16 protein-coding genes are annotated in these 16,609 nt (G+C 45.9%); 10 read left to right on the forward strand and 6 right to left on the reverse strand.

Going from position 1 to position 16,609, the window contains the following annotated elements; genetic code table 11:
* The first annotated feature begins 378 nt into the window (after window positions 1-378).
* Entirely contained in the window at window positions 379-1,509 is a 1,131-nt protein-coding gene (locus FC82_RS15730) for a VanZ family protein (protein ID WP_056997462.1), read from the forward strand.
* Between the two features lie 112 nt (window positions 1,510-1,621).
* Here FC82_RS15730 and FC82_RS15735 read toward each other — a convergent pair whose 3' ends face one another.
* On the reverse strand, window positions 1,622-2,260 hold the full coding sequence (locus FC82_RS15735; RefSeq protein WP_056997463.1) for an SDR family oxidoreductase: 639 nt from the start codon (window positions 2,258-2,260) through the stop codon (window positions 1,622-1,624).
* Between the two features lie 98 nt (window positions 2,261-2,358).
* A complete protein-coding gene (gene dhaS / locus FC82_RS15740) occupies window positions 2,359-2,958 on the reverse strand; it encodes a dihydroxyacetone kinase transcriptional activator DhaS (RefSeq protein ID WP_235809262.1) in 600 nt (199 codons plus the stop codon).
* A gap of 177 nt (window positions 2,959-3,135) precedes the next feature.
* On the opposite strand from dhaS, the gene fabI reads away from it, so the two are divergent.
* From fabI to FC82_RS15760, 4 genes are read left to right on the forward strand one after another with little or no spacing between them, the layout of a single operon-like run.
* Window positions 3,136-3,894, forward strand: a complete 759-nt coding sequence (fabI, locus tag FC82_RS15745) for an enoyl-ACP reductase FabI (protein ID WP_082620407.1) — start codon at window positions 3,136-3,138, stop codon at window positions 3,892-3,894.
* Between the two features lie 2 nt (window positions 3,895-3,896).
* A complete protein-coding gene (locus FC82_RS15750) occupies window positions 3,897-4,151 on the forward strand; it encodes a hypothetical protein (RefSeq protein WP_054761916.1) in 255 nt (84 codons plus the stop codon).
* A gap of 5 nt (window positions 4,152-4,156) precedes the next feature.
* A complete protein-coding gene (locus FC82_RS15755) occupies window positions 4,157-5,212 on the forward strand; it encodes an ABC transporter permease (protein WP_054761918.1) in 1,056 nt (351 codons plus the stop codon).
* Complete coding sequence (locus FC82_RS15760) at window positions 5,212-5,898, forward strand: ABC transporter ATP-binding protein (protein ID WP_056997464.1); 687 nt, start codon at window positions 5,212-5,214, stop codon at window positions 5,896-5,898. Before FC82_RS15755 ends, FC82_RS15760 begins: the two co-directional genes overlap by 1 nt.
* 351 nt (window positions 5,899-6,249) lie before the next feature.
* Here FC82_RS15760 and FC82_RS15765 read toward each other — a convergent pair whose 3' ends face one another.
* A complete protein-coding gene (locus tag FC82_RS15765; RefSeq protein WP_056997465.1) occupies window positions 6,250-7,149 on the reverse strand; it encodes a 3-hydroxyacyl-CoA dehydrogenase in 900 nt (299 codons plus the stop codon).
* 136 nt (window positions 7,150-7,285) lie between these two features.
* Window positions 7,286-7,519, reverse strand: a complete 234-nt coding sequence (locus FC82_RS15770) for a cytochrome b5 domain-containing protein (protein ID WP_056997466.1) — start codon at window positions 7,517-7,519, stop codon at window positions 7,286-7,288.
* A 943-nt stretch (window positions 7,520-8,462) separates the two neighbouring features.
* Between FC82_RS15770 and FC82_RS15775 the strand changes: the two genes are divergently transcribed.
* Window positions 8,463-9,317, forward strand: a complete 855-nt coding sequence (locus FC82_RS15775; RefSeq protein WP_056997467.1) for an SPFH domain-containing protein — start codon at window positions 8,463-8,465, stop codon at window positions 9,315-9,317.
* A gap of 183 nt (window positions 9,318-9,500) precedes the next feature.
* On the opposite strand, the gene FC82_RS15780 is transcribed toward FC82_RS15775, so the two are convergent.
* The gene (locus tag FC82_RS15780) at window positions 9,501-10,346 is read right to left on the reverse strand and encodes an aldo/keto reductase (RefSeq protein WP_054761922.1); all 846 of its coding nucleotides are present in this window, start codon (window positions 10,344-10,346) and stop codon (window positions 9,501-9,503) included.
* A 25-nt stretch (window positions 10,347-10,371) separates the two neighbouring features.
* On the reverse strand, window positions 10,372-10,833 hold the full coding sequence (locus tag FC82_RS15785; RefSeq protein WP_054761923.1) for an NUDIX hydrolase: 462 nt from the start codon (window positions 10,831-10,833) through the stop codon (window positions 10,372-10,374).
* Between the two features lie 203 nt (window positions 10,834-11,036).
* Between FC82_RS15785 and FC82_RS15790 the strand changes: the two genes are divergently transcribed.
* The 4 genes from FC82_RS15790 (at window position 11,037) to FC82_RS15805 (ending at window position 16,301) form a co-directional block, all read left to right on the forward strand.
* A complete protein-coding gene (locus FC82_RS15790; RefSeq protein ID WP_056997468.1) occupies window positions 11,037-12,464 on the forward strand; it encodes an APC family permease in 1,428 nt (475 codons plus the stop codon).
* A 49-nt stretch (window positions 12,465-12,513) separates the two neighbouring features.
* Window positions 12,514-13,851 (forward strand): aspartate aminotransferase family protein, encoded by a 1,338-nt coding sequence (locus tag FC82_RS15795; protein ID WP_056997469.1) that lies wholly within the window; start codon window positions 12,514-12,516, stop codon window positions 13,849-13,851.
* Between the two features lie 729 nt (window positions 13,852-14,580).
* Window positions 14,581-14,823, forward strand: a complete 243-nt coding sequence (locus FC82_RS15800; RefSeq protein ID WP_054761927.1) for a hypothetical protein — start codon at window positions 14,581-14,583, stop codon at window positions 14,821-14,823.
* 35 nt (window positions 14,824-14,858) lie between these two features.
* Window positions 14,859-16,301 carry a glycoside-pentoside-hexuronide (GPH):cation symporter gene (locus FC82_RS15805; protein WP_056997470.1) on the forward strand — a complete coding sequence of 481 codons (1,443 nt, stop codon included), beginning with the start codon at window positions 14,859-14,861 and terminating at the stop codon, window positions 16,299-16,301.
* Window positions 16,302-16,609 lie beyond the last annotated feature (308 nt).

The raw sequence follows: 16,609 nt of genomic DNA on the forward strand, positions 1-16,609 counted from the left end.
AGCTGTCCGCGAGAGCTTGGAGCAAACAATTTAAGAGAGGGCGGGAACATAACGTACTGTAAGCCGAAAAGTCCGGGCCTGACTTTTTGGCCCAGAGTCGCTTCTGCAGTAGCCCCCTGCCTTGCGAAACGCGTTTCGGCTCGAGGACAGGGGCGAGCTGCGTTAATGGTTCTTTTTACAATGTAGCTGTCCACGAGAGCATGAAATAAACCCCTATGTCTCCCAAAAAAGTTTCGCCTCGAAGATAAAAAGCACCCTGTCAGAGTTAAGCCCTTAACACGCCTAAAACAATTTCCTAAATGTACCAAACCACTTTAATTGACACCTGTCTCATACTCCAGTTTAATTAAGCTACTGATCTTGAAAGGGACGAGTTGAATGTTTGTGTACACCTACGATATTAAAATGGCTGTCATCGCATTTCCGTTTGTGGCGCTGCTTATTACGTTTCCAGTTTTGCTGTGGCACTATCACCGCTTTGGCGCGATTTCGCGGTGGTCGATCCTCATGCTTTATAGTTTTGTGTTTTATTTGATGTGTGCGTATTTCTTGATTATTTTGCCGTTGCCGTCGATTTCGGCCGTCGCCAAATTGACAACGCCACGGTATAATCTGCACCCGCTATTATTTATTCGGGAATTTCTTGAGTACAACCCATTTCGACTGACGAATGTGCACACTTGGCTGCCGGCTCTAAAAGCGCCAACCGTGATTCAGCCGGTATTTAATATTTTCCTCACGGTGCCGTTCGGTTTTTATTTGAGAACATATTTTAAACGGTCTTGGTGGCAAACAATTTTAATGTCGTTCGGGCTTTCGTTGTTCTTTGAACTCACCCAGTTGTCAGGTCTATATGGCATCTATCCGCGGCCGTATCGGCTATTTGATGTGGATGACCTGTTAATGAATACAACTGGCGGGTTGCTTGGCTTTTGGGGCGCTCGGTTGGCATTGCCGTTGCTGCCGAGTTCAGAACACGTGTTGGAACGGTTAAGACCACAAGCTGATAAGGTTTCCACATTCCGGCACGCAACAGCCTTTGTCGTCGACTGGATCATTATTTCAATCGTGTCCGGATTGTTATCAATAGTTGCCGGACAGTTCGGCGCATCGCAAGCAGTTGATAATCTGATCATGCTTCTTGTCATGGGCGTCGTGGTTTTACTGCCCGAGTTGCTGAAGGGTAAGACCCTGGGACTGCACGTTGTCCATTTGCGGCTTGCTGGCAGGGGCGCTGGCCAGGCGACTAAGGGTCAGGTTCTCACCCGGTTCCTGGGTGGGTACGTGCTTATTATTGTCTGGAATATTTTCGCCTTTATCAATCGGTTTGTATCGGCGGATTCATTTGCATCACGGTGGATCGGTATCGGTCTATTTGTATTTTCATTAGTGTTCTTCCTCATTATTGGGGTGGATCTGCTGATCGACGTTTTTCGGCCGAGTCACGAACTGTTATTTGAAAAAGTGAGTCGAACGCGGCTGGTATCGACTTACGGCCATTCAGATTGAGTATAGTGAAAGCTAAATATGTATCAAAAAAGATTAATCGGCAGGCGTGTGTGATTGCAACTGCTGGTTAATCTTTTTGTAATGGGGGAGTTAAGTTTTTTACGAACGGTTATTAATAAAATGCCGGTTTGTCGCCATCAGTATTCGGCTGGTTAATGCCGACTGAATGCCGGACTTCTTGGCTTGGATCGTTGATCAGTTTAACGACAAAATCAGCGATACTCTTGCGTGAGACCTCGGTGCCCTTGAAGGCGTCACCCTTTTGCGTGGTTTCATAATCAATCACGTCATTGTTGGTTAACCAAGCGGGTCGAATCAGCGTGTAGTCAAGGTCGGAGTCTTCCAGAACCTTGGCAGCAGCGGCGTAGCGTTGCAGATAGCCCTGTAACGTCGCGTTGTTCCACTCACCAAACTTGCCGGGCACTTCATCGTAAATACCCAGCGTTGAGATCCAAATGAGCCGTTTGATACCAACTGTATCAAGGGCGGTCACAACTGCCTTAGCCTGGCCTTCAATGTTATTACCGGCAAGGTTAGCGTAAACAATATCCTGGCCGAGGGCGGCTTTCTTCAATTGGTCAGCATTGTCGGCACTGCCGTCCACGATTGTTTCCCGGTTGGCGTCACTAGCGCTGATTCGGCTGGCGTTGCGCAGGAACAGGGTCAAGTGGTGCGGGGTCTCAGCTAAGAGTTGTTTCTCAGCTAATTTTGCAATCTGACCGTTGGCACCTAAAATTAAGACATTACTCATGAGATAACACATCCTTTTCTTGATTGGTCACTATCTATTATAAAAAGTCAGCAAAAAAATGAAACGGACAACTGCTTGGAGTTGTCCGGTGAAGGTCATTAGCCGATTTCAGAAGTTTGGTCATCAGCACGGTGGTACGTTTTAATTTGTTTTGAACGTAATAGTAAGCCGTTCATCCCGTCTTCAAGATAGTGGCGTAAGAACTGGTACTGCGTTTCTAGAGATTGCGGGTCGGTTGCCGTGAGCCACTGGTCAACACTAGCGTACAGTGAGTCGCCTAATGTGTGTTGCAAAAAACGGCAATAGTCAGTATCGATGGCAATGTGTTCCGCGTCGCCCATACTGACAAAGATACTGCCGATCATTGTCTGCAGGTGAGCCTTGATGATCTTTTCGGGGGCGTTTTGGACGTCCAACGGCAACAGCTGGCGATAAAAAGCGTGATTATCAGCAAAATAGGTCAGCATTCGCCGTAATGTTTGCGGCCAAAAGCGGTAGTTGCCGCAGTGTTTGATGGCCGTATCGGTCTCAGATTTGTATATCCAAGCGAGAACGTCATACTTGTCGTGGAAGTAATCGTAAAAGGATTGTCGACGCAGATCAGCAGTTTTCATGATATTGGTCACGGAAATTCGGTCAAAGGGTTGAGTGACAACCAGCTGTTTGGTTGCCTGTGCAATTTTATTTTTGGTGGTCATCAGCATTCCTCCAAGGTGTTAGGGCTATTATACCGCCATTTTATGAGAATGAAACGCACGGCACAGAGATGACATGATTTGTCAGCAGGTGGTAAAAAATGTAAAATGATGCTACACGCGATAGTTAATGGCGTAAACGTCATAATTAATCGAACATATTTAGAGGAGTGAATTCCAGTGAGCGGTATTTTAGATGGAAAAAAGATTGTGATCATGGGTGTCGCTAACAAGCGAAGCCTTGCCTATGGGTGTTATCAAGCATTACAGGCGCAGGGTGCCCAGATTATTTTGACGTATCAAAACGACCGGTTTAAGAAGAGCCTAAGTCGGTTTATCGATGAAGATGTCCAGTTAGTTGAATGTGATGTTGCCGACCCAGAAAACGTTAAAACGGCCTTTGCAGCCATTAATGACCAGATCGGTAAGATTGATGGCATCATTCACGCCATTGCCTATGCGGACCCAGAAGCGCTGTCAGGAGAGACGACTGATGCTGACTTAGACGCATTTGAAAAAGCACAGGCCATCAGTGTTTATTCATTGATTTCTGTTGCTAAGTATGGCCGACAGATCATGAATGATGGGGGCAGCATCGTCACCCTGACTTACATGGGGTCAGAACGGGCAATTCCCAATTACAACATCATGGGGATTGCTAAGGCCGGGTTGGAAGCTACTGTCCGTTATCTGGCCCGAGACCTGGCTAACCAAAACATTCGTGTGAACGCTATCTCAGCCGGAGCTGTGAAGACGTTGGCTGTGACTGGTGTCAAGAATTACAACAAACTGATTGAACTATCAAACTCCAGAGCCGTTGATGGCGAAGGGGTGACGATTCAAGAAGTCGGCAACACGGCCGCTTTCTTGTTAAGCCCACTGGCCACTGGTCTCGTCGGTGATACGATTTATGTGGATAAGGGGACGCATTTGATGTAAACGTGCTGCCCAAAGTATTCACCAGTCCTGGCGTGGATTTTTGCCAACAGCGGGCCATGGCAGGTGTTCAACTTGACGGAATTTTAGCCCTTGTTCATTTCAAAGCAACAAAAGCCATTATTATAACGAACGCAGCAAAGGAGACCGCAACGGGTCTCCTTTTTTATTACTTAAAAAAATCAACTATTAAATTGAATCCTGCCAAACATCATGCTATACTGTTTTTCAGTTATCAAGTGATAAATGAAATGGAGTGACAACCATGTTTTTGGCCTACAAGGAAATGTTGCGTTCAAAAGGACGCTACTTGTTGATGATCCTCGTCATTGTTTTGGTATCGTATCTGATTTACTTTTTAAGCGGCCTTTCTTTTGGATTAGCAAATAATAACCGCTCGGCAATCGATCGTTGGGATGCCAATAGTGTTGTGATCAGCAAGTATGCGAACAATAGCCTAGCGTCATCAAAAATCTCTCAGGCTGCTTTGCCGGCGACTCTAAAAACGACAAAGAATCGGCAACCCGTTTCAGAAAGTATGGCTGTTTCGGCGCATAATAATCACGATACAAATGTGACTGTGCTTGGTATCAACTTTAAGGGCTTTTTAGCACCGGCACTCATTAGCGGGCGACAGGCAAAGACCTCCCACGAAATAGTTGTTGATCAAAGTTTATTAACTAAAGGTCTTAAAAAGGGCAGGACCATTACGCTGAATGGCGGCAAGCAACATTACAAAATAGTCGGTGTGACCAAGAATAATCGCTTTAGTACGTTACCCGTGGTATTCATGTCGGTTAAAAATTACCAGAGCTTTACCGGTACACCGGGGCAGATCAGTGGGATTGTCTTCAAAAACGCCGAGAAGTCTACTCTTGGAAAAACGTACCAACGGTTATCGATTCAAAAATTGATCAACAAGCTGCCTGGATACAGCGCCGAGGTCAGCACCTTTGAACTCATGATCGGTTCATTATTCGTCATTATTGCGTTCATCATTGGTATCTTTATGTATATTATGACGATTGAAAAGACTCAGATGTATGGTGTCATGCGGGCTCAGGGCATTTCAGGCGGTCGGATCGTCAAGACATTGCTGAGCCAGTCGTTTCTAATTGGGGTGGTCGGCATTGGCATCGGCCTCATTCTTAACCAGTTGACGATGCTGGCGATTCCGGACACGATGCCGTATTACAGCAGCGGGGTTTTAGTTGCCGGGGCCTCAGCAATTCTGCTGGTGATGGTGATATTAGGTGCAATGGTTTCAATTTGGCGGATCAACCGAATCGACCCGCTGGATGCAATCGGAGGTGAATCATAATGGCATTGATGACATTAAAGAATGTAACAAAAGCGTTTGGGCGTGGCGACACAGCTGTGAACGCGTTGACACCAACCAATTTATCCCTGGAGGCCGGCGAGTTTTTAGCCTTGACGGGGCCTTCCGGTTCGGGGAAAACAACATTACTGACGATGATGGGTGCATTGCAGACCCCGACAAGCGGGCAGATCCTGTTAGATGGCCGTGACATTGCTCAACTGCCAGAACGTCAGCGGTCACAGTTGCGGTTTGACGAATTTGGGTTCATTCTGCAGGCGTCTAACTTGGTACCTTTTTTGACCGTTCAGGAACAATTGTCGCTAGTTGATCGATTGACCCATAAGAAACAACCTGAACGTCAGCAACAACTCCTGACCAGTCTTGGTATCTGGGAACAACGCAACCATTACCCAAGCGAATTATCGGGTGGTCAGCGACAGCGTGTGGCCATTGCACGGGCGTTTTACCACCAGCCAAAAATGATTTTTGCCGACGAACCAACTGCCAGTCTGGATGCGAAGCGGGCGGTACAGGTCGTCCAAACGATGGCTCAGATGGCCCACGATAATCAGCAAGCGGTTGTGATGATTACGCATGATGATCGGTTATTACAGTATACCGACCGGGTCATGGTGATGACGGATGGTGTGTTAACTGAGGAAAAGAGAGTGCAGCAAGGTGCTTAGGGGCGGAGCGAAAGCGCCTCTAGGCAGAAAAGCTCGGGCCTGACTTTTGTGTCCAGAGTCGCCTCTGCAACCCCCAGTTCACAGAATTCATCTCCACGCGGCTGCCTAAAAATGCTTAAGAGGATCACATACTTGAGTACTGGCAGCAAATAGGAGTAGGACACAGCTGTTTTTGCTCCAATAATAAAAGGCACCCCAGACTGGAATCCCGAATGGGTTTTGGCCTGAGGTGTCTTTTATTATTGGCAGCTGCACTTTGTTATACGTTTAGGGAACTATGGACTACCCGCGCAACCACGATCATTTAAGTCCTGTTTAGAGATAGTATGGGTTTTTGGCTCAATTGTACTTTTATGGCTGAATAAATTTCGGATCCGTGTACGCAGGCTCTGGATAAGTATAGAAACCCTCGCCCGTTTCAGCACCCAGTTTATTATGGCTCACATACTCATTTTCCAGCTTGTCGGCCACGCGTTGGTAACGCTCATCGTTTGTTTGCTGGTAATAGCCCTTTGCGATGTTGACCGCGGTTCGCAGTCCCATGAGGTCAAGAAATCCGAACGGTCCACGGTCGACGCTCATGCTGACCATCCAATCTTTGTCGATGGAATGCGGATCGGAGTTACCGTCAGCCCAGAGAAAGAGCGCAGCATAGATCATTGGTAAGAAAATCGAGTTCATAACGTAACCAGAGACTTCTTTTTGAATCTTAATGGGAATCATGTGAAGCTGCTTGGCAACGTCGACTGCGTCATCAATAGCCTTGTCTGGTGTTCCTTGCGCCCACATAATTTCAGCCACGTTATGGATCCAAATTTGGTTGGCAAAATGCATGGCTAAGAACCGTTGCGCATTCGGTGCAAACTGAATCAGGTCACTGGGCAACAGCGTGGATGAGTTCGTAAGCAGAAGTGTATCCGGGGTAATTAGTGGTTTTAATTTAGTGTAAACGTCTTCCTTGATAGCGGGACGTTCAGGCACAGCTTCAATGATCACATCTGCGTTGAGTGCAGCCTTTGTTAAATCACTGGTATAAGTTAAGCGTGAATCAGCGGCGGTGAGCGCTTCGTCCGATGCCTTTAAATCATGTTTGTACTGTGCAGTAAATGTTGCCACACGAAGTTTTACTGCATCTACCGCATCATCTGAGATATCATAAATCACCGTTGGAATACCAGAGTAGGCCGATTGGTAAGCAATTTGAGACCCTAATACGCCGCCTCCCAATACAACAAGTTTATTTACTTTCATGATGAAACCCCCTTTGTTGACTTGAGTGTATCATGACAGCTGTTAAAACACCATTGATAAGGCTTTCGTGAACATGTGTCCAATAAGGTACAAAAAAGTCACTGGTTAAAGACCAACCAGTGACTTATATGAAAGACTATGCTAATTTACCGACGATCGGCAATGACCCTAAAACGGCTTTCCCGTGTGGGGCTTGAGCGATTGCGTCCGTGAGGTCATGGCCGGCGGTATTACCGTGGTGTTTGCCGGCTTGCCAGGCACCAACGCCTGTAACATCATAAACGACACCTTCAACTGCCACATACGCCTTATGGCCATCTTGACCATTAAATTGACTAAGTTCTTCTAGAGTAAATGTTTTTTCTGCCATGCAGGTCACCTCATTTATCATTTGATAGATTCAGTATAACTCATTTATCGGATGAAAACTTATTGAACGAATGTTTCATAATGAATTTAACTATGTATTTTTTGACGGCGGTGAGGTGATGAATTGGAAGACGTAAGTGAAAACTTTATGGTGTATGGGTTTTGAGCGGGTGGTATTGCGTTGTAAACTTGCTTATTTTGATGTTATCAACGTGGTTAAGTTTTTCTAATGGTGGGAGTTTATGGATTTTAAAATCTTGCAGCGAGTTGTCAATTTATTTTTATGGGTGGTACAGAGTGGTTTGTGGTTTTATTTTACATAGCCGAAACGGTGTTGCAGAAGAAAAAAAGATTGCAGCTTTTGCCCTTCTTTGTTTACATTTTTGTTGATAGACAGTAGCAGATTCAGTACGCATGTTACATATCCGAAACGTGTTACAGAAGGGCAAAAGGCTGCACCTTCTGATCGCCCTTCTTCCACACTCTTTGTTGATAACCCATAAAAAATCTGGCACTCAGTCTACATAGCCGTAACGTGCTCCAGAAAGCAAGGGGCTCCTGCATAAACAACTTCCGGCACAAAATCCAAGCCCGGGATTTTCTGCCGGAAGTCGCTTATGCTCCGCCCCTTAAGCGCTTTCTTCCGCACTCATCAAAAAACCGCCTGATAGTAGGGTCAGGCGGCAAGGTAGAACCGGTGGTTATGGAGGGGGAGTTGCTGCGGACCGATGGTGTTGCCACCACAGTCATAAATAACCGAACGGGTAGGGGGAGCAGTACTCCATAGTCCCGGCTCACTCATAATTATAACTAATTTTTGGCAAAGTCAAAGTAAAAGCACTCGTAATTCTAATCAAATTGGAATTGATTTTGAATCAATTTTTACGTTTCATTGTCGTGACTGTTTTATAATGAAATCGATAAGTGAAAGTGAGGGGTTTCTAATGACTGAAAAATCAGTATTTCATGTTAACGGTTATTTGGGGTTAATTATTGCCATTGCATTGCTGCTCATCGGCGGCTGGTGCATCTGGCTTCAGACGATTGTCGCAGTTGTGCTTGGCATCCTTTTGATCATCGTAGCACTGGTAGCTGGCAGTTCGCTGACGATTATTGCACCCAATGAAGCAAAAACGCTGACATTTTTTGGCCAATATGTGGGTACCATTCGTCAGGCAGGGCTGTTTATGACGATTCCGTTGACCAATAAGGCGTCCGTATCTTTGCGGGTTCGAAACTTTAATAGTAGTTTGCTGAAGGTGAACGACCTGCGCGGGAACCCGGTGGAAATCGCGGCGGTTATTGTGTTTAAAGTTGTGGATACTAGTAAAGCTTTATTTGACGTTGACGATTATGAACAATTCGTTGAGATTCAAAGCGAATCGGCAATCCGGCACATGGCATCAGAGTTTCCGTATGATGCCTTTGATGAGTCGGAGACCGTGACGCTGCGGAGCAATCCGACCGAGGTTTCTGATCAGCTGACAGAAGAATTACAGTCACGACTTGACTTAGCCGGGGTCAAAGTTATTGAAACGAGATTGACCCACTTAGCCTACGCGACTGAAATTGCCAGTGCAATGTTGCAACGGCAACAATCTGCAGCTATTTTGTCTGCTCGGAAAATCATTGTCGATGGGGCTGTTTCGATTACGGAAGATGCAATCCATAAATTGGAAGAAGATACTGACCTAGAGCTGTCAGACGACAGGAAATTGCAATTGATCAACAATGTGATGGTCACTATTATTTCTGAACGGGGCACACAGCCGGTGATTAATACTACTGATACGAAGTGATGAGCTGTGCACTTTAGCAAATTTTTTAATTTTGGCTCGCTGTCTGGTCATCTGTTTGGCGCATCCGTAAAACTAAGAATTGTGACGTAAGCGCGCGATGTCGCGCTTTGTATGTAACAAAGGCTTTCTAATCAGTCATTACCGGTTTTGGGTTTGACGATTAGAAAGCCTTTTGTTTTCAAATTAAAGAATATCGAGGGGCTGTTTTTGAGTTGGTGCGGGGAAAGCCGCATTTAACAAAGCGAGATCTTCTTTATTGAGATCGATATTCATAGTTGCCACGTTGTCAGTCATATGATCGGGTTGCGCTGTTTTTGGAATCGCTAAAACTTGCGGTTGATGAATCGCCCATGCCAGAATAATTTGATAGGGTGTGGCTTCGTGACGGGCTGCAACCTTTAAAACGTTTGCGTTTCGGGTCATATTGGCACCCAACGAATCGGCGTTGCCGACAGGACTGTACGCAATCATCGGCACGCCATGACGATTCTGCCATCCAAGCAGACTGTATTCAATACCGCGGCTGCCTAAGTTGTATAGATCTTCATTTGCGGCGACTTTGGAACCAATTGGCAAGTTCCAAAGTTCGGACATGTCATCGATATCGAAATTGGAAACGCCCCAAGCCTTGGTTTTACCCTTGATCCGCATGCGTTCCAGTTCGGTGATGGTGTCGATCAGGGGTGCACCACCGCGCCAGTGATATAAATATAGATCAACGTAATCCGTTCCAAGCCGTTGCAAACTCGCATCAAGGTGAGCTTCAATTGTTTTTGCGATATTGTTGGGCAGCACCTTTGAAATGAGGTAGAGGTGGTCACGATTATAGCCTTGAATTGCTTTGCCAACCAGTGTCTCGGCGGCCCCGGAACCATACATTTCAGCGGTGTCGATGACCTTTGCACCGGCATTGAGACCAGTCCGGATAGCTTTGATTTCCTGGCTTTCAACGGTCGAATCATCTCCCATGTGCCACGTACCAATTCCTATGGCTGGCAGAACCTGATGATCAATGGTTACAGTTTTCAAATTAAACGCTTCCTTTGTAAAATAACTAATATTGTGTGATGAGGTGGGCAGCTTCGAGAATGTGCTGGGAAAACGCGGTGAGTTCGTTACGCTTGGGTAAGTTATCGAGCGAAAAGTAATGTACTTTTTCGGTCTCCCCTGTTTGCGGCTGAAGTACCTGATCGGTTGCCGTTGCTTGGTAAACGACAATGACGGCATCGATTTGGTCGCCGTTGGGATAGGTGAACTGCATCTGAGGACCGCTTAGGAGGGTAACAAATGCCGGTTCGGTTATGCGAACGCCAGTCTCTTCGAAGACTTCACGAACGGCTGTTGTTTCCATTGCCTCATTCAACTCCTTTGAGCCCGATGGCAAGCCCCAAAGATGCGTGTCTGACCGGTAGACTAGCAGGAGTTGATTTTTTGCATTATACACCACTGTTGCGGCGCCGGTAGAGATTAATGGTCGGTGGCCGACAAACTTGCGTAATTGTAATAAATATCCCATAAAGCACCTCAATAATTAAAAAATTCAGAACCATCTATATCCTAGCAGTAAATGGTTTTATTTGCTCATTTGGAGGTTTGCATAAGACGCATACTGTTGCATGAATTTAAAATTCTTGTTAAAATATACTCATTTATTTCTAATGTTGTTGGTTGTTTTGTTTGAATATACATAGCGTCACGCTATCCTCAGGAGGAATTTGAATGAGTTTTTTGAGTAATTTTGTGCGTAAAGAGGATCCAAATGTTTATCAGGATAAAGATTCTCACATGGCACGTGTTCTGGGTGTTAAAGACATCCTTGCTTTAGGGGTTGGAACAATCGTGTCCACCTCGATTTTCACGCTGCCCGGTGTTGTTGCAGCACAACATGCTGGCCCAGCCGTTGCGCTGTCCTTCTTAGCTGCTGCCATCGTTGCTGGATTGGTGGCCTTTGCATACGCCGAAATGGCAGCTGCAATGCCCTTTGCCGGATCAGCCTATTCGTGGATCAATGTCGTTTTCGGTGAGGGGTTCGGCTGGATCGCCGGCTGGGCACTGCTTGCTGAATACTTTATCGCGGTGGCCTTTGTCGGTTCTGGGCTGTCAGCCAATTTCCGTGGCTTGATCGAACCCCTTGGTATCACGTACCCCAAGGCGCTTGCTAATCCGTTCGGGACTGACGGCGGGGTGATCGATATCACCGCCGTGGTCGTCATCGTTCTGGTTGGCCTGCTCCTGTCACGCGGGGTCTCAACGGCCGCTCGAGTTCAAAACATTTTGGTTACCTTGAAGGTGCTGGCTGTTTTGACCTTTATCGTGGTTGGGGCAACTGCTATCCACGCTTCAAACTATGTGCCCTTCATTCCAGCACACCATGTGAGCGCAAGCGGGAATCAATTTGGGGGCTGGCAGGGTATCTATGCCGGGGTCTCAATGATTTTCCTTTCCTACATTGGATTTGATTCCGTTGCTGCCAACTCGGCCGAGGCTAAGGATCCGCAGCGGACAATGCCGCGTGGTATCTTAGGGTCGCTGGTCATCGCTGTGGTGCTGTTTGTCGGCGTTGCACTTGTGCTTGTCGGGATGTTTAAATACTCTAAATACGCAAATAACGCTGAACCTGTCGGCTGGGCTTTGCGTCAATCTGGTCACGAAATCGTTGCCACTGTTGTTCAAGGGATTGCCGTTGTCGGGATGTTCACTGCCTTGATTGGAATGATGTTAGCTGGTTCACGGCTGATTTACTCCTTCGGGCGCGATGGCATGTTGCCAAAATGGCTGGGTCAATTGAACAAAAACAATTTGCCTAACCATGCGCTGATCGTATTAACCATCGTTGCTGTGATCGTTGGCTCATTGTTCCCATTTGCCTTTCTTTCTCAACTGATTTCTGCAGGGACGCTGATTGCGTTCATGTTCGTTTCTCTCGGTATTTATCGTTTACGTCCTCGTGAAGGCAAGGATATTCCTGATCCTTCATTTAAGATGCCGTGGTATCCAGTAATGCCGGCTTTGGCATTTCTTGGTGCCCTGCTCGTTTTCTGGGGCCTTGATATTGATGCTAAACTGTATGCACTGATCTGGTTTATCGTCGGACTATTTGTCTACTTGACATATGGTATGCATCACTCATACTTAAATAAGAAATAAGAGTTGTTAGTTGATTAGAAGGTGCGATGAGGAGGATTCATTATCATTAATGGGTGACAATGAACGCTTATTAGCCAACGAAGCGCCGGCATTTTCTCGGGCCGCCCGGGTAAAGTACTACAATATTGTGATTCGTTCAGGGAAGGGGGCTGTGGTCACTGACGTTGATGGCAACGACTACATTGGCTTACTTGCCAGTGCATCGTCCACTAACACGGGCCACGCCCATCCCCACGTTGTAAAAGCAATTCAGGACCAGGCTGCGCGTTTGATCCAGTACACGGCCGCCTACTTTGCGACCGAAAATGAAGCAAAATTAGCACCAAGGTTAGCAGCTTTGGCGCCGATCAGCGGACCCAAAGCCTTGGCTTGGGGAAACTCAGGCTCAGACGCTAACGATGCAATCATCAAATTTTCTCGCGCCTATACTGGCCGACCGAACATCGTGAGCTTTACCGGAGCCTACCATGGCTCCACATATGGCTCACAGACGCTCTCTGCGGTCAGTTTGAACATGAGCCGTAAGATTGGTCCTATGTTGCCAGGCGTGGTTAAGGTGCCGTTTCCTGACCCTTGGAAGCGGCTGAAGGGTGAGACAGACGATGCATTTGTCGATCGGATGTTTGCGGCCTTCAAATTACCATTTGAAACTTATTTGCCTGCTGAAGAAACGGCGGCCATTCTCATTGAACCGATTCAAGGAGATGGCGGCATTGTAAAGGCACCGCAGAAGTTCATGGAAAAAATCTACAAGTTTGCTCACGACAACGGGATATTATTTGCTGTTGACGAAGTGAACCAAGGCATGGGCCGAACTGGCAAGTGGTGGTCGATCGAAAACTTCGGTCTGGAACCTGATTTAATGTCAGTCGGGAAATCGCTGGCTTCAGGTATGCCGCTGAGTGCTGTGATCGGTCGTCAAGAGATCATGGATTCCTTGGGCGCACCAGGCCACCTGTTTACCACTGCAGGTAACCCAATCACCACGGCTGCCGCAATGGCCACGATTGACGTAATAGAAGACGAGCATCTGATTGAACGCAGTGCGAAATTGGGCAAACGGGCGGAAAAATTCTTCCGTGACGAACGCGAGAAGTTTCCGTTCATCGGAGACATTCGGATGTACGGCCTGAATGGGGGGATCGACATCATTGACCCTGAAACGGGCAAGCCGGATGCCGATGCTACAACGAAGATTATTTACCGTGTCTTTGAACTGGGTGCCATCATCATTAGTTTAAAGACCAATGTCCTGCGTTTTCAACCCCCGTTAGTTATTACCGACGAACAGTTGGAAAAAGCATTCGCCATTTTGAACCAAGCCTTCACGGACTTAGCTGCTGGGAAACTTTCTTTGCCAGATAATGCCGCGGAGATGGGCTGGTAGCAAACGGTGGTACAGTGCCGTTTAAGTTGCTGAATACCCTTATTTGCAGTCGCCCACTATCTTGGCCTCGGCAATCAGGCAAGGCAGCAACATCGCAATGTCAGGTCAAGTGCCGGTCGGCAAAATTGAACTTTCATCTGGTGCGGTAAGTACGGTATTTAGTGGTTCTTCCCCGTTCGATGTGTTTAGAATCGCAAAATAGAGGATCCAATCACCAGCAAATTGCAAGATGGATGCAGGGCACCGCAGTTTAGATGCGCGTACCGGACGTCTAGATTTTAGACACAGCGCACACAATTATAAGAATCAGGCAAGGCACAGTTGACCATGACTGTGCCTTTTTACTTGCCGATATCAATCAACTTACAGCTATTTTGATGAATGACGACTATTGAGAAAAAAACTTTTTTTCACTTTGCTCACCCACAAAGAAAGCACAACCCGCGCGGTAAAAACGATTTAGGAAAAAGTTTAACTAAATTTATGGGTAAAAGTTTATTGAAATTTTTAGTAAGCGTTTTCAATTGAAAAAGATTGTGCTAAAATAAGGAAGAGTTTTAAGGCAACAGAATTTCACAAAATAAATTTTCAGAATTCGTCTAAATGTAAGGGCTTGCATTTATGGTGTGTTTCACAAACTGGAAAGTCGTGCTTGTGAAATTTTGGTTGTCGAACTTTGCAAGTTGGTTGATTGCTTCAAAAATTTGAGAGAGTGGGAGGTTAATTCTTATGGCAGACAAAAACGATAAGATCACGTTGGATGTTAAAGCTTTCGCTGAGGCCGTTTTGGGTGGCAACCCTAAGAAGGATGAAGAGGAAGATAAAATTTACATCAAACGCCAATTAACGTTATATCTTGAGGCGGTGTTACTAGCTCAAGACTTTAACAATCTTGAAGAGACGCGTTTCGATGTTGCTAAGACTGAAGAACGCAACAGGATCTTGAACAAGATTATTGAACGGCGTTATTAATTAATTTGTATTTATACTAAGGGGCTGTCGCATTCATGAAACACGTTAAACAGTATACGTCTTACGCGTTAGGGGCCTTTGGCCATGACGCGTTCTACGCCACATTAAGCACTTATTTAGTGATTTTTATTACGAGTGAAGTTTTTGATACTGCAAACAAAACGTTTAACTCGCATATGATTTACATGGTTTCGACCATGATGGTGGTTATCCGAATCATCGAAATTGCCTTTGATCCAATGATTGGTGGGGCGGTCGATAACACCAATACAAGGTGGGGCAAGTTCAAACCATGGTTGATGATTGGTGCTACCATCAGTTCAATCATGCTGGTTATTGTCTTTACCGACTTCGGTGGGTTGAGCACTTCAAATCCAACCCTGTACTTGGTTTTGTTCGGTATTAGTTTCGTCATTCTGGATATTTTCTATTCATTTAAAGATATTTCTTTCTGGTCAATGCTGCCTGCTTTGAGTACTGACGAAGATGTTCGTGCTAAGTTTGGTACCATCGGTCGTTTGGGATCAACTATTGGTGCCCAAGCGGTTCCTATTACCATCGTTGCATTGGTTGTTTGGTTCTCAAAGATTTTCTCTGGTGCTAAGGGCGGTGCTGAAACCCGTGCCGGCTGGATCGGGTTTGCGGTCGTTGTTGCATTAGTTTCCTTCTTAGGTGCTTTAGCAACTGCCTTAGGGACGAAGGAATCAAAGACTTTAATTCGTGAAGATACAGAAAAAACGAGCGTTGTAGGTATCTTTAAGGCCTTGATCAAGAATGACCAGTTAATGTGGTTAGCTGTTTCATACTTCTTCTTCGCATTGGGTTATGTTGTTACGAACTCACTGCTGCTGTATTACTTTACTTACGTTATGAATGCAGCTGGTCAATTTACTTATGCTGGCTGGTTAATGGCCATTCTGGGTGTCATTTCAGTATCACTGTTCCCAACTTTGGTTGCCAAAGTTCAACGGAAAGCCATTTACGTTGGTGGGATCACCATGATGATCGTTGGTTATGCCGTGTTCTTGTTTGCCGGTACTAACAGTGTTGCTGTTATGATTGCCATTGCCATCTTCTTCTTCCCATACCCAATGATTTTCTTGGCCGCTTTGATGACCATCACAGATGCCGTTGAATATGGACAATGGAAGAATGGGACCCGTAACGAATCCGTTACCTTGGCTGTTCGTCCGTTGCTTGATAAGTTGGCCGGTGCCTTCGCTAACGGGATCGTTGCCTTAGCCGCTGTCCATTCTGGGATGGTCGGTGCTGCCAAGGCTGGCGGTGTTTCTGCCCACCAGCTGATGGTCTTCAAGTCATTCATGTTCTACGCTCCAGTTATCCTGATTGTCATCGCCGCCTTGATCTACTTCTTTAAGGTTAGCCTGACTGAAGATAAGCACAAGGCAATTGTTGCTGATCTAGAAAAGAAACTGCGTGCTAAGAAGGCTGAAGAAGAAAAGACTGCTAATAACTAGCATTACCGTTACTAAGATGTTAGTGCATTTAGTACGATTGTAAACACATAAAAGGGTCATTGTGGACACGTGGATGTTCACAATACCCTTTTTTTGTGGTTGCGAAAGTAAATTGGTTGAGATGAATTCAAGCCAATTGGTTGTTGCCGACACAATGGCTGACATGCTAAGTTACCTATGGTTAGTTGTTTTGACATTTTATGAGAAATGGTCATTGCTTGAATGTTACATTGATGCGAGTATGACTGTTGTAATAGTGCTTTTGCCATTATCACTTGTTTTACTAAAGATGTTAAAATGATTAAAAT

The sequence above is a fragment of the Secundilactobacillus collinoides DSM 20515 = JCM 1123 genome, assembly GCF_001435975.1.
GTDB classification, from domain to species: Bacteria; Bacillota; Bacilli; order Lactobacillales; family Lactobacillaceae; genus Secundilactobacillus; species Secundilactobacillus collinoides.

Excerpts from the sequence above, each read along its gene's own strand:
- FC82_RS15775 (WP_056997467.1), top strand. The coding sequence starts at position 8,463 with ATGACTGAAAAATCAGTATTTCATGTTAACGGTTATTTGGGGTTAATT.
- FC82_RS15805 (WP_056997470.1), top strand. The coding sequence starts at position 14,859 with ATGAAACACGTTAAACAGTATACGTCTTACGCGTTAGGGGCCTTTGGC.
- FC82_RS15770 (WP_056997466.1), bottom strand. The coding sequence starts at position 7,519 with ATGGCAGAAAAAACATTTACTCTAGAAGAACTTAGTCAATTTAATGGT.
- FC82_RS15730 (WP_056997462.1), top strand. The coding sequence starts at position 379 with ATGTTTGTGTACACCTACGATATTAAAATGGCTGTCATCGCATTTCCG.
- FC82_RS15760 (WP_056997464.1), top strand. The coding sequence starts at position 5,212 with ATGGCATTGATGACATTAAAGAATGTAACAAAAGCGTTTGGGCGTGGC.
- FC82_RS15755 (WP_054761918.1), top strand. The coding sequence starts at position 4,157 with ATGTTTTTGGCCTACAAGGAAATGTTGCGTTCAAAAGGACGCTACTTG.
- FC82_RS15765 (WP_056997465.1), bottom strand. The coding sequence starts at position 7,149 with ATGAAAGTAAATAAACTTGTTGTATTGGGAGGCGGCGTATTAGGGTCT.
- FC82_RS15785 (WP_054761923.1), bottom strand. The coding sequence starts at position 10,833 with ATGGGATATTTATTACAATTACGCAAGTTTGTCGGCCACCGACCATTA.
- FC82_RS15735 (WP_056997463.1), bottom strand. The coding sequence starts at position 2,260 with ATGAGTAATGTCTTAATTTTAGGTGCCAACGGTCAGATTGCAAAATTA.
- FC82_RS15800 (WP_054761927.1), top strand. The coding sequence starts at position 14,581 with ATGGCAGACAAAAACGATAAGATCACGTTGGATGTTAAAGCTTTCGCT.
- FC82_RS15790 (WP_056997468.1), top strand. The coding sequence starts at position 11,037 with ATGAGTTTTTTGAGTAATTTTGTGCGTAAAGAGGATCCAAATGTTTAT.
- FC82_RS15795 (WP_056997469.1), top strand. The coding sequence starts at position 12,514 with ATGGGTGACAATGAACGCTTATTAGCCAACGAAGCGCCGGCATTTTCT.
- dhaS (WP_235809262.1), bottom strand. The coding sequence starts at position 2,958 with ATGACCACCAAAAATAAAATTGCACAGGCAACCAAACAGCTGGTTGTC.